Annotated in this window: 22 protein-coding genes and 1 riboswitch; of the genes, 9 read left to right on the top strand and 13 right to left on the bottom strand. The window is 71.3% G+C overall.

The genetic code is table 11. From position 1 onward, the window contains the following. Window positions 1-11 precede the first annotated feature (11 nt). On the top strand, window positions 12-1,145 hold the full coding sequence (locus MOPEL_RS16140; RefSeq protein WP_009483223.1) for a helix-turn-helix transcriptional regulator: 1,134 nt from the start codon (window positions 12-14) through the stop codon (window positions 1,143-1,145). Between the two features lie 79 nt (window positions 1,146-1,224). Beyond that, the gene (locus MOPEL_RS12450) at window positions 1,225-3,516 is read left to right on the top strand and encodes a HelD family protein (protein WP_141631343.1); all 2,292 of its coding nucleotides are present in this window, start codon (window positions 1,225-1,227) and stop codon (window positions 3,514-3,516) included. A 116-nt stretch (window positions 3,517-3,632) separates the two neighbouring features. Here the strand turns inward: MOPEL_RS12450 and lysS are convergent, their stop codons facing one another. Then, entirely contained in the window at window positions 3,633-5,471 is a 1,839-nt protein-coding gene (lysS, locus tag MOPEL_RS12445; RefSeq protein ID WP_009483221.1) for a lysine--tRNA ligase, read from the bottom strand. A gap of 19 nt (window positions 5,472-5,490) precedes the next feature. After that, a complete protein-coding gene (locus MOPEL_RS12440; RefSeq protein WP_009483220.1) occupies window positions 5,491-6,780 on the bottom strand; it encodes an adenylosuccinate synthase in 1,290 nt (429 codons plus the stop codon). Between the two features lie 290 nt (window positions 6,781-7,070). Between MOPEL_RS12440 and MOPEL_RS12435 the strand changes: the two genes are divergently transcribed. Further along, window positions 7,071-7,679: a hypothetical protein gene (locus tag MOPEL_RS12435; protein ID WP_009483219.1), complete on the top strand. Its 609-nt coding sequence runs from the start codon at window positions 7,071-7,073 to the stop codon at window positions 7,677-7,679. An 85-nt stretch (window positions 7,680-7,764) separates the two neighbouring features. Here the strand turns inward: MOPEL_RS12435 and MOPEL_RS12430 are convergent, their stop codons facing one another. From MOPEL_RS12430 to MOPEL_RS12395, 7 genes are all read right to left on the bottom strand, one after another. After that, on the bottom strand, window positions 7,765-8,172 hold the full coding sequence (locus MOPEL_RS12430; RefSeq protein ID WP_009483218.1) for a DUF3151 domain-containing protein: 408 nt from the start codon (window positions 8,170-8,172) through the stop codon (window positions 7,765-7,767). 762 nt (window positions 8,173-8,934) lie between these two features. Next, window positions 8,935-10,068, bottom strand: coding sequence for a DUF7224 domain-containing protein (locus MOPEL_RS12420; RefSeq protein ID WP_217994543.1), 1,134 nt, complete (start codon window positions 10,066-10,068; stop codon window positions 8,935-8,937). A 65-nt stretch (window positions 10,069-10,133) separates the two neighbouring features. Then, window positions 10,134-10,880, bottom strand: coding sequence for an ATP-binding cassette domain-containing protein (locus MOPEL_RS12415; RefSeq protein ID WP_009483215.1), 747 nt, complete (start codon window positions 10,878-10,880; stop codon window positions 10,134-10,136). A 10-nt stretch (window positions 10,881-10,890) separates the two neighbouring features. Then, window positions 10,891-11,214 carry a hypothetical protein gene (locus tag MOPEL_RS12410; protein WP_009483214.1) on the bottom strand — a complete coding sequence of 108 codons (324 nt, stop codon included), beginning with the start codon at window positions 11,212-11,214 and terminating at the stop codon, window positions 10,891-10,893. A 308-nt stretch (window positions 11,215-11,522) separates the two neighbouring features. Next, window positions 11,523-12,551 (bottom strand): class II fructose-bisphosphate aldolase, encoded by a 1,029-nt coding sequence (fbaA, locus tag MOPEL_RS12405; protein ID WP_009483213.1) that lies wholly within the window; start codon window positions 12,549-12,551, stop codon window positions 11,523-11,525. A 248-nt stretch (window positions 12,552-12,799) separates the two neighbouring features. Next, complete coding sequence (locus MOPEL_RS12400; RefSeq protein ID WP_009483212.1) at window positions 12,800-13,156, bottom strand: MGMT family protein; 357 nt, start codon at window positions 13,154-13,156, stop codon at window positions 12,800-12,802. Window positions 13,157-13,162: 6 nt separating this feature from the next. Continuing rightward, window positions 13,163-13,807, bottom strand: coding sequence for a TrmH family RNA methyltransferase (locus tag MOPEL_RS12395; protein ID WP_141631341.1), 645 nt, complete (start codon window positions 13,805-13,807; stop codon window positions 13,163-13,165). 203 nt (window positions 13,808-14,010) lie between these two features. Here MOPEL_RS12395 and MOPEL_RS12390 point away from each other — a divergent pair, with 203 nt between their 5' ends. Beyond that, window positions 14,011-14,691, top strand: coding sequence for a DedA family protein (locus MOPEL_RS12390; RefSeq protein WP_009483210.1), 681 nt, complete (start codon window positions 14,011-14,013; stop codon window positions 14,689-14,691). 80 nt (window positions 14,692-14,771) lie between these two features. On the opposite strand, the gene pyrE is transcribed toward MOPEL_RS12390, so the two are convergent. The 3 genes from pyrE to MOPEL_RS12375 all read right to left on the bottom strand — a co-directional run bounded on the left by pyrE (window position 14,772) and on the right by MOPEL_RS12375 (window position 17,859). After that, on the bottom strand, window positions 14,772-15,317 hold the full coding sequence (gene pyrE, locus MOPEL_RS12385; protein WP_009483209.1) for an orotate phosphoribosyltransferase: 546 nt from the start codon (window positions 15,315-15,317) through the stop codon (window positions 14,772-14,774). A gap of 113 nt (window positions 15,318-15,430) precedes the next feature. After that, the gene (locus tag MOPEL_RS12380) at window positions 15,431-16,225 is read right to left on the bottom strand and encodes an SDR family NAD(P)-dependent oxidoreductase (RefSeq protein ID WP_009483208.1); all 795 of its coding nucleotides are present in this window, start codon (window positions 16,223-16,225) and stop codon (window positions 15,431-15,433) included. Between the two features lie 20 nt (window positions 16,226-16,245). Beyond that, window positions 16,246-17,859: a heparinase II/III domain-containing protein gene (locus tag MOPEL_RS12375; protein WP_009483207.1), complete on the bottom strand. Its 1,614-nt coding sequence runs from the start codon at window positions 17,857-17,859 to the stop codon at window positions 16,246-16,248. A 106-nt stretch (window positions 17,860-17,965) separates the two neighbouring features. Here MOPEL_RS12375 and MOPEL_RS12370 point away from each other — a divergent pair, with 106 nt between their 5' ends. From MOPEL_RS12370 to MOPEL_RS12350, 5 genes are all read left to right on the top strand, one after another. Next, the gene (locus tag MOPEL_RS12370) at window positions 17,966-18,754 is read left to right on the top strand and encodes an exodeoxyribonuclease III (RefSeq protein ID WP_009483206.1); all 789 of its coding nucleotides are present in this window, start codon (window positions 17,966-17,968) and stop codon (window positions 18,752-18,754) included. A 188-nt stretch (window positions 18,755-18,942) separates the two neighbouring features. After that, window positions 18,943-19,036: riboswitch (TPP riboswitch) on the top strand. Beyond that, window positions 19,026-19,847: a hydroxyethylthiazole kinase gene (thiM, locus tag MOPEL_RS12365; protein ID WP_009483205.1), complete on the top strand. Its 822-nt coding sequence runs from the start codon at window positions 19,026-19,028 to the stop codon at window positions 19,845-19,847. Its footprint overlaps the riboswitch before it by 11 nt. Further along, window positions 19,844-20,497, top strand: a complete 654-nt coding sequence (gene thiE, locus MOPEL_RS12360) for a thiamine phosphate synthase (protein ID WP_009483204.1) — start codon at window positions 19,844-19,846, stop codon at window positions 20,495-20,497. Before thiM ends, thiE begins: the two co-directional genes overlap by 4 nt. Continuing rightward, window positions 20,494-21,318: a bifunctional hydroxymethylpyrimidine kinase/phosphomethylpyrimidine kinase gene (gene thiD / locus MOPEL_RS12355; RefSeq protein ID WP_009483203.1), complete on the top strand. Its 825-nt coding sequence runs from the start codon at window positions 20,494-20,496 to the stop codon at window positions 21,316-21,318. The genes thiE and thiD overlap by 4 nt, the downstream gene beginning before the upstream one ends. A 1-nt stretch (window position 21,319) precedes the next feature. After that, a complete protein-coding gene (locus tag MOPEL_RS12350) occupies window positions 21,320-21,967 on the top strand; it encodes a TenA family protein (RefSeq protein WP_009483202.1) in 648 nt (215 codons plus the stop codon). An 88-nt stretch (window positions 21,968-22,055) separates the two neighbouring features. On the opposite strand, the gene MOPEL_RS12345 is transcribed toward MOPEL_RS12350, so the two are convergent. Beyond that, the coding region (locus tag MOPEL_RS12345; RefSeq protein ID WP_009483201.1) for an amino acid permease at window positions 22,056-22,917 on the bottom strand (862 nt) is incomplete at its 5' end.

The following is a 22,917-nucleotide window of genomic DNA, read 5'->3' as shown; positions in this document are numbered from 1 at the left end:
GGGGGGATGAGATGACCCAGGACAGCGCCACTGCCGGCGCCACCACCACCGCCACGCCCGTCGACGGCGGCGGTGGTGACACCGCCACCACCGCATCGTCGGGCCCCGCCGGCAACGACGTCCGCCGTGACGACGCCCCCGCCCCCTACGTGGCCGCAGCACCGGACGTGACCGTCCCCCTGCCGCTCGACGACGGATTCGACCGGGTCGCGACGAGGCTCTACCTCCTCGCGGTCCGCACCCCCGGCATCACCCGTCGACAGATGATCACCGCGGACGTCCCCGCCGACGCGATCGACGCCGCCACCGCGTTCCTCACCCACCACGGCCTGCTGCGCCCCACCGGGCCCGACGCCTGGGAGGCCATCCCGCCCGAGCTCGCGCTCTTCTCCCTCGCCGCGAGCTACGAGACCCGCGCGTCCTTCCTCCGCGACGCCGCCGAGGACCTCACCCACGAGTACCACCGCTCCCGCCTCACCGACGCCGAACAGGCCCCCGGCCTCACCCTCCTCCGCAACACCGAGGAGCTCGCCGCCGCCGAACGCGGGGTCACCGACGCGGCGACGCAGGAGATCTGGTCCGCACACGACGACTCGCCCCGCACCGCACACCTCTTCGGCACCGACCCCGACCGCCACCGCCGCCGCCTCCTCACCCGCGACGGCGCCCCGCTGCGGCGCCGGACGACGTTCGACGGCCGCATGCTCCGCCATCCCCGCGCCGGCGAGATCCTCCGGGCCCGCGCCGAGAGCGGCGAGGAGAGCCGGTTCCTCACCGATCTGCCCTTCTCCGTCGTCGGCGCCGACGACCACATCGCCGTCGTCGACCTCACCTCCTTCGACACCTCCGGCGCCGGGTCGCTCCTCGTCCACGACCGGCGACTCGTCCTCGCCCTCCGGTGCCTGTGCGAGACGTGGTGGCAGCTCGCGAGCCCGATGGCGTGGAACAGCATCGGCGAGCTCGACCGCGACAGCGCCTTCATCCTCTCGATGCTCGCCGCCGGCGCCACCGACGCGACCATGGCCACCCAGACGGGCCTCTCCCAGCGCACCATCGAGCGGCGGGTCCGCGCCCTCATGACGCGGCTCGGCGCCTCCACCCGGTTCCAGGCCGGAGTGCTCGCCGCGCGGCGCGGATGGATCTGAGGCGCCCCCACCACCCCGGCCCCACTAGAGTGGAGTGCTCGCGCCGCGGCCGTGGCGCACAGACCGCACTGCCGACGGGATGGGCGATTCAGTGAGCGATGGCGTCGTGACCGGTGACGACACGGGGCGGGGCGACGTCCCGTCCGACGAGGCGGCCGCCGAGAGCCTCGCGCGGGAACTCGCCGTCGAACAGGCGCACGTCGACCGCGTCCACGCCGAACTGCGCAAGGCCGGGGAGCGGGCCAGGCTCGTCGAGATCGAGGGCATGTCCCGCGGCCGCACCGATCGCACCGGCGACATCCGCGACGAGGAGGTCTCGGGACTGTTCGCCCGCGACGCGCTCGTCTTCCGGGCCGGCCAGCGACGCCACGACCTCGAACGTCAGCACGAGGGCCTCGTCTTCGGCCGTCTCGACATGGAGGACTCCCACGGTCGGGAGGTCCGTTACGTCGGCCGTCTCGGCGTCCGCGACGACGACTACGAACCCCTCGTCATCGACTGGCGTGCACCGGCGGCATCCCCCTTCTACCGGGCCACGCCCGTCGACCCGCAGAGCGTCCTCCGGCGCCGCGTGCTCCGGTCGCGGGGCGAGACGGTCATCGGTGCCGAGGACGACCTCATGGTCGCCGACGCCCCCGACGACCTCGTCGTCCTCGGCGAGGGCGCCCTCATGGCCGCACTCGGCCGCAGCCGCAGCGCCCACATGCGCGACATCGTCGCCACCATCCAGGCCGACCAGGACGAGGCGATCCGCGCGCCCGCACGCGGCGTCACCGAGATCACCGGCGGCCCGGGCACGGGCAAGACCGTCGTCGCGCTCCACCGCGCGGCCTACCTCCTCTACAGCGACCGTCGCCGGTTCGAGGGCGGCGGTGTCCTCGTGGTCGGCCCGTCCGCGGCGTACACCGCCTACATCGAGCGTGTGCTGCCCTCCCTCGGCGAGGACTCCGTCGCGCTGCGGGCCCTCGGCGACGTCGTCGACGCCTGCACCGCCGGGCGCCTCGACCCACCCTCGGCCGCGGCGGTCAAGGGCTCCCTGCGCATCCGCCGGGTGCTCGCCCGCGCGGCCCGCGACACGATCCCCGGCGCCCCCGACACGCTCCGCGCGATGGTCTCCGGGCGGGCCGTCCGCCTCGAGCGCCGACGCCTCGACCGGGTGCGCTCCCAGGTGCTCCGCCGCCACCACCGCAACTCTTCCCAGGACGCGATGGTCCTCGCCCTCGCCGCCGACGCGTGGACGCAGGCGCGCCGCCCCGAGGACCGCGACGTCGACCGCGAGGAGTTCATCGCGACCTTCGTCGACCACCGCGACGTCGAGGCGTTCATGCACGCATGGTGGCGTCCTGTCGACCCGCGCGAGGTGCTCCTGTGGCTCGCCGACGCGCGCCGCGCCCGGCGCTGCTCCCGCGGGGTCCTCACGGAGGCGGAGGCCGACGTCCTCGCCGCATCTCTGCAGGCCACCCTCGACACCGGTACGTGGTCCGTCGCCGACGTCGCCCTCGTCGACGACCTCGACGCACGCCTCGGCGAGGTCAAGGAGATGCCCGTCGAACGCGGCTTCTTCGAGATCGAGGAGCTCGACGAGCTCGAGGCCCAGCGCTCGCTGCGGGTCGGGGTGCCCGAACGTAACGCGCCCGCCCACTCGGCGCTCACCCCCACGCGTCACCTCACCCACGGCGACGCCCGCGACGTCCTCCTCCGGGGGCACGTCGGCCGCCCGAGCGAGTACGCGCACGTGCTCGTCGACGAGGCCCAGGACGTCTTCCCCATGCAGTGGCGGATGCTCGCGAGGCGCGGCCGGTGGGCGAGCTGGACCGTCGTCGGCGACCTCGCCCAGGCCTCGTGGGAGGACCTCGACGAGGCCGAGAAGGCCCGAGAGGAGGCGTTCGGCAGCGCACCGCGACGGGCTTTCCACATGGCGACGAACTACCGCAACGCCAAGGAGGTGTTCGCCTACGCCGAGAAGGTCGTGCGCGAACACGTCCCCGACGCCGACATCCCCGCGGCAGTGCGCGAGACCGGGGTCGATCCCGTCGACGTCACCGTGCCCGCCGACAGCCTCGACGCGACGGTACGTACGCACGTCGCCGAGCTCGCGGACGAGGTCGACGGCAGCATCGCGATCATCGCCCCCGCCCGCTGGGCCGCGTCGATGGCGGATCTCGTCGCCGCGGCCGAGGACATCGCCCCCGGCCTCGGCGCGCGACTCGTCCTCGTCGACCCCCTGTCGAGCAAGGGCCTCGAGTACGACGCGACGGTCGTCCTCGACCCCGACGAGATCGTCGCCGAGTCCCCCGGCGGCGTGCGCGTGCTCTACGTCGTCCTCACCCGCGCGGCCCACCGCATGCACGTCCTCCGACCGGAGGACTGACCGGCCCGACCTCCACCGCACGATGACGGCATCGGCGGTGTACCGGCCGGGACCCGACGTGCGACGACCCCGGCACCGCCCTCGTGGGCGAACCGGGGTCGTCGTCGTGTCGGGTCTCAGGCCGGGGTGATGAGACTTCGGACGCGCTCGGCGCCGAGGCACAGGAGCAGGGTCGGGATGCGCGGGCCCGTGTCGGAGCCGACGAGCAGCCGGTAGAGCAGCGCGAACAACCCACGCTGGGCGGCCTTGACCTCCGGCGGGAGCTTCTTCTCGCCCACGTCGAACCCGGCCTGCATCTTGGGGATGCCGTAGACGAGGGTCGTGAGGCCCTCGAGCGACCAGTCGTCGGTGAGCCGCGCGGACAGCATCTCGAGGGCCTCGCGCTGCTGCGGCTCGAGCGAGGCGAGGAGCTCGGTGTCGGGCTCCGTGCGCACCTGGGTGCGGTCCTCCGCAGGCATCTGCGTGAGGACCCACGTGCGGGCGCAGTCGAGCCGCGGCCGGAGCTGATCGAGGCTCGTGAGCTCGACGTCGTCGCCGACCATGCCCTGCACGATCCGCAGCGTCTGCGCCTCCTCGCCGCCGGTGATGTCGACGACCGACGCGAGCGCCCGGTAGGGCACCTTGACGGGCGTCCTCTGCAGCTCGCCGTGGGCGGTGCCGATCGCGCGGGCGTACATCGCGTGGTCACCCGGCTGTGCCGCTGGGGTCTGCACCTTGCGGCCGAGGGCGTCCCACTCGTCGTAGAGGCGCTGGATCTCGGCGTCGAACGCGACGGAGAACGACTGGTTGGGGCGACGACGCGTGTAGAGCCACCGCAGCACGGGCGGCTCCATGATCCGCATCGCGTCGGCCGGGGTGGGCACGCCGCCCTTGGACGAGCTCATCTTGGCCATGCCGGCGATGCCCACGAACGCGTACATCGGCCCGATGGGCTGGTGACCGCTGAAGATCGGGCCGACGATCTGCCCGCCGACCTGGAAGGACGACCCCGGCGAGGAGTGGTCGACGCCGGAGGGCTCGAAGTCGACGCCCTCGTACGCCCAGCGCATCGGCCAGTCGACCTTCCACACGAGCTTGCCGTGGAAGTCACGGTCGAGGTGCATCGACTCGGTGACCTCCTCGCCGTTGGGGCCCACGGCCACGTAGACGAGTTCGGTCGTGTCGTCGTCGTAGGAGAGCACACGCGTGGCGTCGGTGCCGAACGCCTTGCTGTACGGCCGATAAGGGAAGTATCCGGAGGCCCCGCCGCCGTCCTCCTCGCTCGCAGCGCCGCTGCCCTCGGCCGCGGCCTGGATCGCCTCGGCGTCGTGGGCACCCTCGGAGCCCTCCGCCGCGGCGGCCGCCTGCGCGGCGTCCGGCTCGGTCTGCTTGGTGCGGTACTGCGCGAGGACGGCGTCGATCTCGTCCCGCTTGCTCATCGCGTGGAGCACCTGCTCGCGGTAGGCGCCCGAGGTGTACTGCTGCGTCTGGCTGATGCCGCGGAACCGCACGCCCATCCGCTCGAGGGACTCCGCCATCGCGGCCTTGAAGTGCTCGGCCCAGTTGGGGTACTCCGAGCCGCGCGGGGCGGGGACGCTCGTGAGCGGCTTGCCGATGTGGGCGTTCCACGACTCGTCGACGCCCTCGACGCCGAACGGCACCTTGCGGAACCGGTCGTAGTCGTCCCAGCTGATGACGTGCTCCACCGGGACGCCGCGACGGGCGATCTCGTCTGCGACGAGGTGCGGCGTCATCACCTCGCGAAGGTTGCCGAGGTGGATCGGGCCCGACGGGGAGAGACCCGACGCGCACACGATCGTGCGCTCGGGGTCGCGACCGTGGGCGGCCTCGATGACCTCGTCGGCCATGCGTGCCACCCAGTCGACCTCGGGCTGGGGCTTCTCCTTGCCCCGGCCGCGGCGGGCGCGCCGCGCAGGCTGCGGGGTGGGATCGGCCGGTCCGGTGGTGTCGTTCATGCGTGTCCTCAGGGGTGAATCAGTCGTGCAGGAGGCTGTGGCGCTGGATGATCTCGTCGCGGCCGGGGCCCACGCCGATGGCCGAGATGCGGGCGCCGATGTGCTCCTCGACGAACTCGACGTAGCGGCGGCAGTTCTCGGGCAGTTCCTCGAACGTGCGGCAACCGGAGATGTCGGTCTTCCAGCCGGGCAGCATCTCGTAGATCGGCGTGGCGTGGTGGAAGTCGCTCTGGCTCACCGGCATCTCGTCGTGGCGGACGCCGTTGATGTCGTAGGCGACGCAGACGGGGATCTCGTCGAACGTGTCGAGGTTGTCGAGCTTCGTCATGACGAAGTCGGTGACGCCGTTGATGCGCTGGGCGTACCGGCCGATGACGACGTCGAGCCAGCCGATGCGGCGCGGACGCCCGGTGGTCGTGCCGAACTCGCCACCGATGACGCGGAGGCGGTCGCCGACCTCGTCGTGGAGCTCGGTGGGGAACGGGCCCTCGCCGACGCGCGTGGTGAACGCCTTGAGCACGGCGATGACGCGGTCGACCCGGGTGGGCGGCAGGCCCGCGCCGGTGCAGGCACCGCCGGAGGTCGCGTTCGAGCTCGTCACGTAGGGGTACGTGCCGTGGTCGACGTCGAGAAGGGTGGCCTGGCCGGCCTCGCAGAGGACCGTCTTGCCGGCGTCGAGGGCGCGGCTGATCTCGAGCGAGGTGTCGGTGACCATCGGCGCGAGCCGGTCGGCGTAGGAGAGGAGCTCCTCGACGACGGCGTCGACCTCGATGGCGCGACGGTTGTAGATCTTGGCGAGGACCTGGTTCTTGAACTCGAGCGCCGCCTCGACCTTCTGGCGGAGGATCGACTCGTCGTAGAGGTCCTGGACGCGGATGCCGACGCGGCTCATCTTGTCGGCGTACGTCGGGCCGATGCCGCGGCCGGTCGTGCCGATCTTGCGGTTGCCGAGGAACCGCTCGTTGACCCGGTCGAGCACCGTGTTGTAGCTCGGGATGACGTGCGCGTTGGCGCTCACCTTGAGCAGGGAGCAGTCGACGCCGCGCGCGGTGAGCGCGTCGAGCTCCTCGAACAGCACCGACAGGTCGATGACGACGCCGTTGCCGATGATCGGCGTCACGCCCGGCGTGAGGATGCCGCTCGGCAGAAGGTGGAGCGCGTACTTCTCGTCACCGACGACGACCGTGTGACCGGCGTTGTTGCCACCGTTGAACTTGACGACGTAGTCGATACGGTCCCCGAGGAGGTCGGTCGCCTTGCCCTTGCCCTCGTCGCCCCACTGGGCTCCGACCAGCACGACTGCCGGCATCGTCGCCACCCTCTTCCCGAAATCTGCTGTTCGTGGTCTGTGCGTGTGGTCGCACCCGGCCGTCGGCCGAGCGCCGCGACGAGCCTACCGTCTCGACCCGACAGCCCATCGAGGCGGAGAGGTGCGGGAACGCCCGATGTGGCGGGTCGGAGTACCCCGATCCGTCGAATCCGGCGGATTTCCCGACCCGTTCTGCTCAGGTCACCGAGGGCGTGGTCGATCGGAGACGGGAACACCTGGCTCCACCGCCGGTGCGACCAAGCCCCCTCCACCCCTTCCGAGGAGCACCCATGACGCCCCGTGCCACCCTGCCCCTGACCGCCGCCCTCGTGTGCGCCGTCCTCGCCGGTTGCGGCAACGATGACGCGGGCACGTCGAGCGCGACCGCGACGCCGCCCCCCGCCACGCAGTCCGCTTCCGTGACGCCCACCGACCCGGCGTCCTCGGCGACCACCGAGCCCGCGGCCGCCACATCGCCGTCGGCCTCCGAGACGGGTCGGGACAGCGCCCCCTCGAAGGGGGCCTCGCGGACGAGCGAGCCCCGGACGACGGTCATCACGAACAGCGCCGCCCCCACCGCGCCCCGCACGACCCCGACGGCGAAGTCCACCTCGAAGACCGAGGCCCGCGGCACGGTGCCCCAGCGGAGCATCGAGGACTACGGCGACGCGGCCGTCGCGGCGTGGTCGAACGGCGACCGTGCGGCGCTCGGCCGGTACGTCTCCCCCCGGGTGAAGACGGCGGCGACGCCCCCGGCGGGCGAGCTGCTCCGCGTCGCGTGCGACGGGGACATGTGCAGCTACACGACCCCCGAGGGCAAGCGCGTCACGCTGACGTTCGACCGCGCCGCGGTGAAGGCCGGACGCACGGGCGGCGTCGTCGGCGTCAAGGTCGACTGAGCACCGTCCCCACCCCACGACGCCGCAGGCCCGCTCCCTTCGAGGGTGGCGGGCCTGCGGCGTCTCGCGTCGGCGACCGGGTGCGTCAGAACCCGAGGGCGTCGGCCGCCTCGGGGCTGGAGTCGCGGAGGAACTGCTCGCAGCGGGCCCGCTCGTCCTCCTCCCCGATGGCCCCGGCGGCGCGGGACAGGGCGGCGACGCTGCGGAGGAAGCCCCGGTTGGGTTCGTGCCGCCACGGCACGGGCCCCGCGCCCTTCCAGCCCGCACGGCGGAGCTGGTCGAGGCTGCGGTGGTACCCGGTGCGGGCGTAGGCGTAGGCCTCGACGGTGAACCCGGCGGCGAGGGCGGCCTCGGCGAGCGTCGCCCACGCGAGCGCGGACGCCGGGTAGCGACCGGCCGTGATCGCCGGGTCGGCCCCCGAGAGAAGCTCCGCCGCAGCGGGATCCACGTCGAGCAACGTCTCGGGCGGTTCGAGCAGGTTCTGGTGGGTCATGGGGATCTCCTCGTTCGTCTCGTGTCGTCCATGCTTCCCTGAACGGCCCGCCAAAGCCAGCAGACGCCCGCTACCTCGCCGACGACGGTGCCGCACGTACGGGGCACCGGGCGCGCGTCCCCTGGCTTCGTCGCACACACCGGCTCCCATCTGGGTCACCGCGACGACGCTGCGTCCCAAATCCGTGCCCTCAGCATGAAGAGTCGCCACGGGGTTGCCCACGACGCCACTCCTGCCACCGCCCACGTGCCCAACGCGGTGGACCAGGGCCACCGGCCCTGTAGATCGTCACTCATCCAGGTGAGCATGGTGACCGACTCCCCCAACAGCATGACGAGCACGAGCAACACCGTCATCGGAACGACCCAGATGCGTTGGTCTCCCAGGAGCCGTTGGGAGATCAGAGCCAGTGCCACCCAGGTCAGGAGGCCGCGCCCGAAGGCCGAACCGGCTTCCCATCCGGCGCTCCAGGCCCCACCGACCGCGACGACCAGACACGAGAACGCGGTCAGCGTCGCAAGGACACGATGTTCCCAGCGTTCCTCCCGAGCGGTGCGGCACGGAGAACACCACGTCCGAGCGTTGACCCCCACGAGAGCGACGGCAAGAGGGGCTGGAACGAGGTGACCGATTGCGAGTGACACAGCACCGCCACCGCGGGGGAGCTGCAGAACGAGACGCGGCATGAGCGTCTCCACCAGGGCGCACAGGACCACACCGATGGCAGCGGGTACCCACGGTCGCGCCTTCCAAGGAAGGATGTCACCCACAGGCGCGCTCCGCTTCTGCAATCCGGCCACGAAGCCAAGCCCGCTCCTGCGCCGCGGGGAGGTGTCGCACTCTGTCGATGTCGGCCAGCGACACCTCTGCGGGACCCCCACCCACCGACGCCGGCGGCATGCCGCCGGCGGCGACGACCGTTGCCCACACCATCAGCTGCTGTGACGCATTCACCGTGTCGTCGGTGATCACGGCCGACTCCCCACATTTCCAGAACCGGTCGGTCACCGCCGACCCCATCCCCGCGAATGCGAACCACGCCGGCGGGTAGGCGAAGGTGGGCCCTTCGGTGGAGCGTAGCCCTCGCTCGTACATGGGCCCGTCGATGCGCAGGCCGACATCCCGGTACAAGTCCAATCGGACGAGTCCCGCGGCGATCTCGTCGAGATGGTGTGCATGCTCGGGCCAGACACACACGCGCCCATCGTCCGTGCAGACCGGATCGACGAGGTCGCGCGACACCGTCATCGCCTCCCCACCAGCAGAGAAAGCGCCGGCGAAGGCAACGATCGCGACGAGGATTGCCAGCCCAGATCTCCCCAGTGCCGCCCGCGACGACCCGCGGCGTAGCGGTTCGCTGAACACTGCAGCCAGGAGCATCATTGCACCGGCACCCCCCAGAACAGCGGTCATGGGAATACTCGGCACCTCCCATGCAGGCGTGTTCGTGGGCAATCCGACAAGCGCGATGAACCCATACATCGCCACGAGCACGACGACGGGTGCGAAACGGCGACTGGCCGACAGACGCCCGGCGAGTGCTCCCACCGCGATAGGAAACAGCAGGTATGCGCAGAGCGTCGCGAAGGACGTGGAACCCGGGGCACCCGGGGCCCCCGACCTGGCGATCACCACCAACGCATACAGAACGGGGACGGATACGCCCAGGGCGGTGTGGACGAATGCCCCGATGAAAGGGACGCCCGCGACCAACCACGACGACCGCGGGGCTGCTCGTTCGAACCTCATCTCATCGGGACTCACTCGCCCCGCGACGACGAACGCAGTGACCGCTGCAACGAACGGTGCAGCAACGGCGACGGCCCCGACGAGACCGCCGGTCAGATCTGGCCATCCCGCCTGCCATGCACCGTCCGTCTGCAGGTAGAACAGCATGATCACCGGTAGGAGCAATACCAGGAGGCGGGTGGGGCTGTGCAGAACCTCTGCCCACAAGAGCCTCACCGGGTCGCTCCGATCAGCGACATGTACCCACGCTCCGCCGGAGAGTCTCCGACCGGACCGGCCAACGCCTCCAACTCCGGCAGCGAGCCGTCGAACACGAAACGACCTTCGTGCAACACCAGGACCCGATCTGCCAACACAACCGCGTCCTCGACAAGATGAGTGGACAGGAGCACGGCGGCATCCACCGAGGACAACACTCGCCGGAACTGAATGCGTTGCGCGGGGTCAAGGCCGACCGTGGGTTCATCGAGGACGATCAGTTCCGGGTCGCCGATGAGACAGGTTGCGATGCCGAGGCGCTGCCGCATCCCTCCCGACATGGTGCGGACCTTCTTTCGAGCTTCCCCCTCCAGCCCGACCATTGCCAATACCTCCCCGGCACGCCGGGGAGCCCGGACCTTGCGAAGCCACGCCGCATAATCGACGACGTCCGCGGCCGTGTAGGAACTCGGGAAGGAAAAGTGCTGAGGCAGGTAGGAAATCCCTCTCATTGCCCGCTTCACCTGACGCGTGCGCCGCATTTCCTCACCATGCCACTCGATCATTCCCGCCTGGGGCGGCGCAACAAGCGACAGAAGGTCCAACAACGTGCTCTTGCCCGCCCCGTTCGGACCTAGCAGAACGGTGACCTCCGGCCGGATGTCGAGGTCGAGACCCGACAAGACAGGTCGACCCGCATAGGACTTCGAAACCCCGCGCAAGCGCATGACGGGCGCCTCGGGAACCGAGACACCCGCCATGCGTGAGGAATCAACCACGGAAGCGGATGAAGGCGCTCTGCACGTTGCCCACGCAACCCACACGCGCCCACCCGTCGACGCGTGAGCCCTTCTTGATGTACACCGAGGCGCTCTCCCGGTCCGGCTGGTTGGGGCACGCGGCGCGCAACTGATAGTAGCCGGTGGCCGTGGCGGGCTGACAGCGATCGTCGGACACCCTCCCACCCCACCACGCGAAACAGCCGTTAGTCTTCGCCGACGTCGCGGCCTCCGCGTCGTTCACGCCGACCACCGAGGTCCCGACCATCGCGAGACAGGTAGCTGCCAGTGCTACCGCCGACCTCTTCATACGCATGGCATCGTTCTTCCGCCTTTCAGGCGCCACAGGTCCCCATTGACCTGTTGTCACCTGGGTGACACCTGGGTGACACCTGGGTGAAATGCTACGCCGACGACCGGCCGCACACGAGGGTTTCTCAGCGTCCGTTCGGGCGGGGATGGGGCGGCGCCTCCACCCCGTCGGCCACGCCGGCCCACCACTCTTGCGCTCCCCGCAACCCGTCCCGTCGGCCGCTGCATGCACAGCGGCCCCCGTCACCGACGGAGGGTGACGGGGGCCGCGGGGTCAACGACGCGAGCGTCGTTCGGCTCAGGCGAGCAGACTCACTTGTGGGTGCCGGCGCTGCGGAGCGCCTCGCAGGCCTCGACGACGCGGGCGGCCATGCCGGCCTCGGCGGCCTTGCCCCAGGCGCGCGGGTCGTACTGCTTCTTGTTGCCGACCTCGCCGTCGATCTTGAGGACGCCGTCGTAGTTCTTCATCATGTGGTCCGCGACGGGACGCGTGAAGGCGTACTGGGTGTCGGTGTCGACGTTCATCTTGACGACGCCGTAGTCGACCGCGTCGGAGATCTCCTGCGGGAGCGAGCCGGAGCCGCCGTGGAAGACGAGGTCGAGCGGGTGCTCGCCCTTGTCGCTGCCGTACTTGGCGACGATGGCCTCCTGGCACTCCTTGAGCACCTCGGGGCGGAGCTTGACGTTGCCCGGCTTGTAGACGCCGTGCACGTTGCCGAACGTGAGGGCGGCCATGTAGCGGCCGTTCTCGCCGAGACCGAGGGCCTCGACCGTCTTGAGGGCGTCCTCGGCGGTCGTGTAGAGCTTGTCGTTGATCTCGTTGGCAACGCCGTCCTCCTCGCCACCGACGACACCGATCTCGACCTCGAGGATGATGTTCGCGTCCTTGGCGAGCGCGAGGAGCTCCTGCGCGATCTGGAGGTTCTCCTCGAGCGGCACGGCCGAGCCGTCCCACATGTGCGACTGGAAGATCGGGAGACCCGTCTTCTTGACCTGCTCCGCGGAGGCCTCGAGCAGCGGACGGACGAAGCCGTCGAGCTTGTCCTTGGGGCAGTGGTCGGTGTGGAGGGCGATGTTGACGTCGTAGTTCTTCGCGACCTCCTGCGCGTAGGCGGCCATCGCCTTCGCGCCGGTGACCATGTGCTTGATGGACGGGCCGGAGAAGTACTCGGCGCCACCGGTGGAGACCTGGATGATGCCGTCACTGCCCGCGTCGGCGAAGCCCTTGATCGCGGCGTTGAGGGTCTGGCTGGAGGAGACGTTGATCGCCGGGTAGGCGAAGGATCCCGCCTTCGCCCGGTCGAGCATGTCGGCGTAGACCTCGGGGGTTGCGATGGGCACGGTAACTCCTAGCTGTTGGCGGCTCGTCCGCGCCAGATGCGCGGATCCGGGCTCCCTCCATCGTAGTGGCCGAGCTCACCCCCTGCCCGTGGGGGCCTCACGTGATCGGGCCCGGCGCCGCCGCTGCGAGCCTGCCCCTCGACCACCTCCCCCGCCACGTCACGCACTCCCACCCACCCGTATGCGCCCGCACGGGGCAGCCGCAGGCCCGGCGCCCGCCGCGGATCCCCGACCCGTCGTGCGCGGGCTCAGGCGTGGCGGCGGCGGATCGGCGGGAGATCGACGGTGGCCCGGTCGTAGGCCGCCGCCCACGGGCCCTCCTCGACGCGGTGGCGGCCCAGCCGACATCCGCGACCGGAGTCGGCGAGGGAGATCCCCTCCTGCGCCCAATGAGGGCAGGCCCGTGTGAGGAGTTCCGGCGGCAGTTCTCCCGCGGCGTTCACCACCCGCCACCAGGGCACGTCGTTGCCGTAGAACCGCATCACCGACCCCACCTGCCGGGCCGTGCCGCCGACGAGGGCGGCGATCGCGCCGTACGTCGTCACCCGGCCGGGCGGGACGCACTCGACCGCCCGGAGCACGTGTTCGACGACGAGATCGTCCACGGTTCCTCAGCCCTGCGGGATCCCGGCGTACTGACGGATCCACGCGTGCATGGTGATCGCCGCGGCCGCACCGGCGTTGATCGACCGCGTCGACCCGAACTGGGTGATGTGGACGAGCGCCCTCGCCCCCGCGAGCGCCTCCGCGCTGAGACCCGGACCCTCCTGCCCGAACACGAGGACGCACCGCCGCGGCAGATCGAACCTCTCGAGCGGAACACTGCCGGGCACGTTGTCGACGGCGATCACCGTGTACGCGTTCTCCCGTGCCCAGGCCAGGAGGTCGGCGACGTCGGCGTGATGGTGTTCGTGCTGGTACCGGTCGGTGACCATCGCGCCCCGCCGGTTCCACCGCCGTCGTCCGACGATGTGGAACGCGCCGACGTTGAACGCGTTGGCCGTGCGGATGATCGACCCGATGTTGAAGTCGTGCTCCCAGTTCTCCACCGCGACGTGTAGTTCGTGCCGTCGGGTGTCGAGGTCGGCGACGATCGCCTCGTGCCGCCAGTAGCGGTAGCGGTCCTCGACGTTGCGGGTGTCGCCCGCGGCGAGGAGCTCCGGGTCGTAAGGGGCGCTCACCCGCCCGTCGGCCTCGCGCGGCCAGGCGTCCTCACCCCCGGGCCACGGCCCCACACCGACGACGCGCTCCTCCACGGCAGCGGAGTCTACGTCGACACCGGGGTGTCCCCTCGGTCGCCGACGACCGGGGACGCCGGCGTGCGTCGCCCTGATTCCGATTCCTGCCCCGCCACTCGTCGCGTCTCCGCGACGGCAGGTCCCCCCGGCCCGGCGGGACGCGCCGCGTTCACCTCTCGTCCAGGAGCCTTTCAGGGCGCCCCGGCTACCCTGGCAGCGTGATGCCTGCCCTCGGTCCCGACTGGATGGACCCCCAATACCTCCTCGACCAGTTCGGGACCCAGTTCTTCTGGGTGAGCACCGCGATCGTCTTCATCGAATGCGGTCTGTTGTTCCCGATCCTCCCCGGCGACTCCCTCCTCTTCTCCGTCGGCCTCTTCATCAAGCGCGGCGACGTGTCGATGTCGATCGTGGCGGCGTGCGTGATCCTCTCGATCGCCGCGTTCCTCGGCAACGTCGTCGGGTACGAGATCGGCCGCGCCATCGGCGAGCCGCTCTACAACCGCGACGGCCGGATCCTCAAGAAGAAGTACTTCGACCAGACCATCGCGTTCTTCGACAAGCACGGCAACAAGGCCCTCGTCATCGGCCGGTTCGTGCCGATCGTCCGCACGTTCATCACCGTCGTCGCGGGCGTCGGCCGCATGGAGCGCCGCCGGTTCTTCACGTGGAGCGGCGTCGGCGCCGTCCTCTGGGCCACCGGCGTCACGCTGCTCGGCTACTTCCTGGGCGGCATCCAGTTCGTCCACGACAACCTCGAGGCCGCGATCCTGCTCATCGTGTTCGTCTCGGTGCTTCCCATGGTGTTCGAGTACGTCATGCACAAGCGCCGCACCAAGGCCATCGTCGGCGAGGCGATCGAGGCCGCCGACGATGCGATCGACGCCCGCCGCGAGCGCTGACCTCGACGCACCGTCGGCACACACGGACGCCGCCCCCGAGGGACCTCGGGGGCGGCGTCGGCGTATTCGTGGGGTGCGGTTCAGGCGAGTCCGAGGTCCTCGAGGCCGTAGGCGGCGAGGTAGGGCACGTCGGCCTCGGCCTGGATGCGCTCGCCCGCCCCGGAGGCGCGGTCGGCGATGACGGCGACGGCGACGACCTCGGCGCCGACCTCGCGGCACGCCTCGACGGCGGTGAGCGGCGAGCCGCCCGTCGTGGAGGTGTCCTCGACGACGAGGACACGACGACCCTCGATCGACGGGCCCTCGATGCGCTGCTGGAGGCCGTGGGCCTTCTCCGCCTTGCGGACGACGAACGCGTCGAGACGCTGCCCCTCCGCGGCGGCGGCGTGGAGCATCGCGGTGGCGACGGGGTCGGCACCCATCGTGAGGCCACCGACGGCGTCGACGTCGAGGTCCTTCGTCAGCTCACGCATGACCTGCCCGACGAGCGGGGCGGCCTCGCCGTCGAGGGTGATGCGGCGCAGGTCGACGTAGTAGTCGGCCTCCTTGCCGGAGGACAGGGTCACCTTGCCGTGGACGATGGCCTTGGCCTTGATGAGGTCGAGAAGCTGCTCGCGTGCGGTCATGGCGCCAGCCTAGGGCAGCCCGCCGCGGCGCCGGACCGCGTCGTCGAAGACGCCGTGCCCCCCTCGGAGTCCACCGGCGGCGCGGGGAGAGATGCCCGTCGCCGTCGCGGACGTCAGTGGCCCTCGCGCTCGCGCGTGGGCCCGCCTCCACCGACGATCGCCGCGGAGATCCGTCGCATGACGCCCCGCGGCAGGACTCCCGTGAGCATCTCGACGCCCTTGTAGAGCGGACCCGGCGTGGAGAGGACCTTGCCCGCGCGGGCGTCGGCGAGCGCGGCGCGGACGAGACGGTCGGAGTCGAGCCACATGGGGCCGGGGATGTCCGACATCGGGGAACCCATGCGCTCGTGGAACTCCGTGCGCGTGAACCCCGGACACAGGACGGTGATGCCGACGCCCGTGCCGCGCAGGTCGTTCGCGAGGGACTCGCTCAACACGGTGACGAACGCCTTGCACGCCGAGTACGAGCCGGTCGTGATGTAGGAGGCCACCGAGGAGACGTTGAGGATGTGGCCCCGGCCGCGGCGGAGCATCGCCCGCCCGGCGGCGTGCGTGAGCACGAGGACGGCCTCGCACATGACGGCGACCTGCCGCTGCTCGTCGGCGACGTCGGAGGCGAAGAACGACGTCTTGAGCCCGAATCCGGCGTTGTTGACGAGGAGGTCGACGGCGCGGTCGCCGTCCTCACCGAGCCGGGAGGCGACGCGGTCGCGTCCCTCGGCGGTGGCGAGGTCGGCGGTGAGAACCTCGGTCCGTACCCCGTGGGTCGCCTCGAGCTCGCGGGCGAGTTCCTCGAGGCGGCCGCGGTCACGGGCGACGAGGACGACGTCGTGGCCGGTGCGGGCCAGTTCGCGGCAGAAGGACCGGCCGATGCCGACCCCGGCGCCGGTGACGAGTGCGATGGTCATGCCCCGAGCCTAGGGGTGCGTCACCGGATGGTGAAGGTCGTCCGCACCGTTCCGGTGCCGCCGGTCGTCACCTCCCAGGCGGGCACCCGCCGCCCGGTCGCGGGGTAGTTCCAGCCGGCGACCGGGCGGGTGCGGCCCCGGTCGGCCGAGACGACCCGGCCCGTCGTCGTCATGCGCAGCGTGCGGCCCGCGCGGTCGCGGAAGGTGAGGGTGTTCCCCGTGCGGCCGACGAGCGACCACGACGGGTCGAGGTGCCACGACTGCTGGAGTGCGACGCCGCGGGGGTACCCGTCGGTGACGGTGAGGGTGCGGGCCTTGTCGTCGACGCGGACGCCGCGGCGGTGGGCGACGCCGTGGACGCGGTCGTCGACGTTCCAGGCGTGGACCCCGTTCCGGGCCCTCTCGTGGCGGAGGGTGGCGGCGGCCCGCACGTTCTCCTTGCCCCGCACGGGGCGCGCGACGTTGTGCGCCTGCGCCGTGCGGGCGTAGCTCGCGAACGGGTCCTTCCATTCGTACGAGTAGTAGCCCGGGCCGACGAGGACGCGCGCCCCCGCCGTCGACCACGTCACCGCACCCTTGTCCGGGTGGCCGTGAGCGAAGCGCGGCGGGCCGTAACGGACCGTGTAGTACGTCGTCGACGGGTCCTTCCACGACCAGCGTCCGACGAGGAGACCGGCCTGATCGTCACGGAACACCCCCGGGCGTTCGGTGCCGCGTGGCGCCATTCCCGGACCGCGTGCGGTGTCGCCGATCTGGACGAGGTCGCCGTCGGGCTCGGTGAGCCAGCGTCCGACGACGTCGGCCTTCGCCGTCCGTGCGAGGATCTCGCGCGCCGTCGCGTCCTTCGGGTTCGCATCCTTCATCCGCTCCCCGACGGCACGCCACATCGTCGTGTTGACGAGGTGGTACCAGGCCGACTGCTCGTGGGAGGTCCCCGCCTTCGTGAACGCGAGCGCCGACTCCCGCCGCATGCGCTGATCGGCCGCGCGTACCCAGTCACGACGACCGACGACCTCGCCCGCGACCTTGATGTTCATGTTCGCCATGAGGCCGTGGTTGTGGACGGGGTGACGCGGCGGACCGTAGTAGCGGGGACCGAAGAGGAGCCCGACCTCCCCGGCCATCCGCTTCTCGAGGCGGGGATCACCGGTGAGGACGGACACGCAGCTCAGCGTGCCGAGCCGACGCAACGACGTCCCCTCGTCCCAGCCGAGGGTGCTCCGCCCTTTGTCGGGGTTGGCCCGGTAGAAACTCTCGACCTGCGACACGAGACGTCGCAGCACCTGCCTCTGGCCGTCGTCGTGGGCGCGCTTGGCGATCGGCTTCATCCATTCGAGGCTGTAGAACCGCATCTGCCACGTCGGGTCCGAGGAGTCGGGGCGCTGCCACCGCGACCAGGGGATGCTGCCGACGACGTAGGGCCGCGCGGGCGGCAACGTCACCGTGGTCCGTCGGGAGTCGAGGACGGGCGTCGTGCTCGCCCCACCGCACCGGGCCGCGGCCCAGCGTGCCTCCACCCGCGCGGAGTCCGGCACCGTGCGCTCCGCCGCCGCCGGACCCGCGGGCACCGCCAGGGGCGTGAGCACGGTCGCACCGACGGCGAGCAGGGCGACAGAGGCACGACGTGGCGACATGGGGGCTCTCCTTGCATCGGGTCGTCGTTCTCCGAGCCCCATCGGCCGCATCCCCCACCGGCTGAGCAGGCGCCCTCGCCCGCGCCTCACGTCATAGGGTGGGCGGGTGCGTATCGCGACATGGAACGTCAACTCGATCCGGAGCCGCGTCGACCGTGCCCTCGGGGTGCTGGAACGACACGACCTCGACGTGCTCGCCCTGCAGGAGACCAAGTGCAAGGACGTGCAGTTCCCCCTCGACCGGTTCACCGAGGCGGGGTACGAGGTCGCGTTCCACGGCCTCGACCAGTGGAACGGCGTCGCGATCGTGAGCCGCGTCGGCATCGAGGACGTGCAGATCGGCTTCGACGGCATGCCCCACTGGGGTGAGCCCGACCCCGTCGCCGAGGCGCGCGCCATCGGCGCGACGTGCGGCGGCGTGCGCATCTGGTCGCTGTACATCCCGAACGGGCGCGCCCTCGACAACCCCCACTACGCCTACAAGCTCGACTGGCTCGCCTCCCTGCGCGACACCGCTGCCGGATGGCTCGCCGACGACCCGCAGGCGCAGATCTGCCTCATGGGCGACTGGAACGTCGCACCCCGCGACGAGGACGTGTGGGACCCGGGGTTCTTCGAGGGCAAGACCCACGTCTCCGGCCCCGAGCGGGCCGCGTTCCAGGCGATGATCGATGCCGGGTACGACGACGTCGTCCGTCCCCACACCGAGGGGCAGTACACGTACTGGGACTACACGCAGCTCCGGTTTCCCAAGAAGCAGGGCATGCGCATCGACTTCGCCCTCGCCTCCCCCGCCCTCGCCACCCGTGTCACGGCCGCGGCCATCGACCGTGAGGAACGCAAGGGCAAGGGCGCGAGCGACCACGCCCCCGTCCTCGTCGTCATCGAGGACTGACCCGCCTCACCCCTCCCACCCGCACGCGAGCGACCTCGACCGACGGTGGCGTCATCGGTGGCCTCGTCGGTCGGAGGGCCGAGACCCTGCCCGCGACGACCTCGTCGACGACGCCGTCACGGGCAGGGGCATGCGAGCGCGGAGGTGAGTGGACGCCGGGCGGATGTCGGGGGCGGCGTCTAGAGTGAACGGACGACGCGGGGTGCGCCGCACGGCGCTGAGATCACACCCGTCGAACCTGATCTAGATCGTGCTAGCGAAGGGACGTCGCATGACCGCCTCTCCCACCCCACCCGCCGCGAAGCTCTCCCCGGCCGACGTCGCCGACGCGCTGGCCCGGTTGCGAGAGGCCTCCCCGCTCGTCCAGTCGCTGACGAACATCGTCGTCGCGCCGTGGACGGCGAACGTGCTCCTCGCCGCGGGCGCCGCGCCGGCGATGGTCGACAACCCGCACGAGTCGGGCATCTTCGCGCAGGTCGCGAACGGGGTGCTCGTCAACACCGGCACCCCCTACGACGACACGACCGAGGCGATGCGCACCGCCGTCGAGGCGTGCCGCGCAGCCGGGACGCCGTGGGTGCTCGACCCCGTCGCCGCCGGCGGCCTCCCCTGGCGCACACACCTTGCCCGCGACCTCATGAGCGCCCACCCCGCGACGATCGTCCGCGGCAACGCCTCCGAGATCGCCGGGCTCCTCGGCGGGGCCGGTGGGCGTGGCGTCGACTCGGCCGACACCCCCGAGGCGGTGCTCGACCAGGCCCGCGCCCTCGCCCGGCAACACGGCTGCGTCGTCGCCGTCTCCGGACCGGTCGACCACGTCACCGACGGCGACGCGCTCGTACGGGTCCACAACGGGCACGAGCTCATGGCCCGCGTCACCGGCGTCGGTTGTGTCCTCGGCGCCCTCATGGCCGCCTACGCCGCCGTCGCGCCGCCGATGCTCGCCGCGACCGCCGCCACCGCACACCTCACGGTCGCCGCCGACCGCGCCGCCACCGAGAGCCGCGGCCCCGGGTCGTTCGCCGTCGCGCTCCTCGACCACCTCGCGCTCCTCGCCCCCGCCGAGCTCGGCGAAGCGGTGCGTCTGTCGTGACCCGGCCCGCCTGCGACCTCACGCTCTACCTCGTCACCGACACCCCCATGGCGGGCGGACCCGAGCGGGTCGCCGACGTCGTCCGCGCGGCCGTCGACGGCGGCGCGACGCTCGTGCAGGTGCGTGACCCGCACGCGTCCGACGACGAGTTGGTACGCATCGCCCGGTCGGTCGTCACGGCCCTGCGCGGCTCGGGAGTGCCGGTCCTGCTCAACGATCGCGTGCACCTCGTCGAGGAGGCCGGGGCCGACGGCGCTCACGTCGGTCAGTCCGACACCGACCCGATCACGGCGCGTCGCCTCCTCGGCCCCGACCGCCTGCTCGGCCTGTCGTGCCAGACCCTCGCCCACGTCGAAACGGCCCGCGCTCTCCCCGAGGGCACGATCGACCACGTCGGCCTCGGCCCCGTGTTCGACCAGACGACCAAGCCCGACGCGGCCGCCGCGTCCGGTCTCGACACGCTCACGGCCCTCGTCGCCGAGAGCCCCTGGCCCACCGTCGCGATCGGCGGCATCACCGTCGACCGCATCGGACTGCTCCCCGTGACCGGGGTCGACGGCGCCGCCGTCGTCAGCGCGATCTGCGCCACCCCCGACCCGCGCGAGGCCGCCGCCACCCTGCTCACCCGTTGGAAGGACGCTCCCCGATGACGCGCGCGACCCCACCCAAGGCCCTCTCCATCGCCGGTTCCGACCCCTCCGGCGGCGCCGGCATCCAGGCCGACCTCAAGACCTTCAGCGCACTCGGCGGGTACGGCATGTGCGTCCTCACGGCGCTCACCGCCCAGTCGACGCAGGGCGTCACCGGCGTCCACCCGGTGCCCGCCACTTTCGTCACCGAACAGCTCGACGCCCTCTACGCCGACATCCACCCCGACGCCGTGAAGATCGGGATGCTCGCCGACATCGAGGTCACCGCCGCCGTGCGGGCGTTCCTCGAACGCCTCCGCGACGACGAGGGGGAGAACGAACTGCCCATCGTCCTCGACCCCGTCATGGTCGCCACGAGCGGCGACAAGCTCCTCACCGACGACGCGATCGACGCGGTGCGCGGGCTCGTGCCCCTCGCGAGTCTCATCACGCCCAACCTCCCGGAGGCCGCCGTCCTCCTCGACCGCGCTCCTGCGACGACCGTCGCGGAGATGCACGAGCAGGCCCAGGCACTGCGCGAACTCGGAGCCCGGCGCGTCCACCTCAAGGGCGGCCACCTCACCGAGGGCGCCACCGACGTCCTCCTCGACGGCGACGAGACGCACGAGCTCTCGACCTCCCGCGTCGACACGCCGAACACCCACGGCACGGGATGCACGCTCTCCTCGGCGCTCGCCGCGCTCCGCCCGCAGCGCCCCGACTGGCCCACCACCGCCCGCGACGCCAAGACCTGGCTCACCGGTGCCCTGCAGCACGCCGACGAGCTGCACGTCGGGCACGGCCACGGCCCCGTCCACCACTTCCACGCCCTCTGGAGCTGACATGACGTTCTCCGACGACACCTGGGCGCGCTCCGCCCACATCCGCCGCGCGATCGACGACCTGCCGTTCGTCCGCGGCCTCGCCGACGGCACCCTCGACCGCGACCGGTTCACCTACTACATGGCGCAGGACGCGCTCTACCTCGCCGACTACGGCCGCGTGCTCGCCACCCTGGCGGGGCAGGCCACCGACCCCGACGACCTCCTCTTCTGGGCGGAGGACGCGAAGACCACCCTCGTCGTCGAGCGCGAGCTCCACGGCGCGCACGTCGAGGACTTCGCCGCGTTCACGGCCTCCCCCACGTGCCTCTCCTACACCTCCTACCTGCAGTCGCTCACGACGCAGGGCTCCTACGCCGTGGCCGTCGCGGGTGTGCTGCCGTGCTTCTGGATCTACGCCGACGTGGGCGACCACCTCCTCGCCCAGGCCGGACCGCTGGAGGACCACCCCTACGGCGACTGGATCGGCATGTACTCCGACCCGGCGTTCGCCGAGTCCGTCGTGCAGGCGAGGGCCATCGCCGACCGCTGCGCCGCCGAGGCGTCTCCTGTCACCGTGGAACGGATGCACGTCGCCTACGAGACGGCGTCGAAGTTCGAGTGGATGTTCTGGAACGCCGCCTGGCGGCAGGAGACGTGGCCGATCTGATCCCCCGGCGCACCCGGGCGGGAGGACGACCGATGCCCGCGAGCGTCACGCTCGCGGGCATCGGTCGTCCTCGGGGGACGGGGTCGGGTCAGCGGTCCTGGATCCCCATCGTCGTCGTGTCGTCGTCGCGGACCTTGCCGCGCACGCCGACCCATCCGGCGCCGAGGAGGAGGAACCACAGCGGCGTGACGGGGAGCGCCTGCCGCGTGTCCGCCTCCTGCGTGAGGAGGACGAGGACGAAGAGGAAGAACGCGAGGACGACCCAGCACATGACGACGCCGCCGGGCATCCTGTGCGCGAGCCCGTAGAGCATGCGCGACGTGGAGAAGATGCCGGAGTTCGCCGAGGAGGCGGCCGAGGTGAGGACGACGAAGTTCATGATCGACGCCGCACCCACGATGCCCGCGAGGGCGAACATGTTGACGAACGGGGAGACCGCCGGGTCGACCTCGTCCCACGGGGTCACCATCATGATCACGGCGAGGGACAGCACGTAGAAGAGGACGACGCGGATCGGGATCGAGTTGATCGCCTTCGGCAGGGTCCGCTCGGGGTCGGCCGTCTCTGCGGCGGTGGTGCCGACGAGCTCGATGCCGACGAACGCGAACACGGCGATCTGGAACCCGGCGAAGAAGCCGGACATGCCGGTGGGGAAGATGCCGCCGGGGCGGGCCCAGAGGTGCGAGAACGAGGCGCGGGTGCCCTCGGGGCTCGTGAACCCGATGAGGACGAGGGTGACGCCCATGACGATGAGCGCGACGATCGCGACGATCTTGATGATGGCGAACCAGAACTCGATCTCACCGAAGAACTTGACGGTGAGGAGGTTGAGGCCGAGGAGCACGACGAACGTCACGACGGACAGGAGGATCGCCGTCATGCTCATCTGCCCCGGGGTGTCCGCGTTCACCCAGAAGTTCCCGTAACCGGCGACCGCGATGACGTCGGCC

The organism is Mobilicoccus pelagius NBRC 104925, assembly GCF_000247995.1.
Lineage (GTDB): Bacteria > Actinomycetota > Actinomycetes > Actinomycetales > Dermatophilaceae > Mobilicoccus > Mobilicoccus pelagius.
The sequence above is the reverse complement of the archived record's forward strand: the minus strand, read 5'-3'. Positions and strand labels throughout refer to the sequence as shown.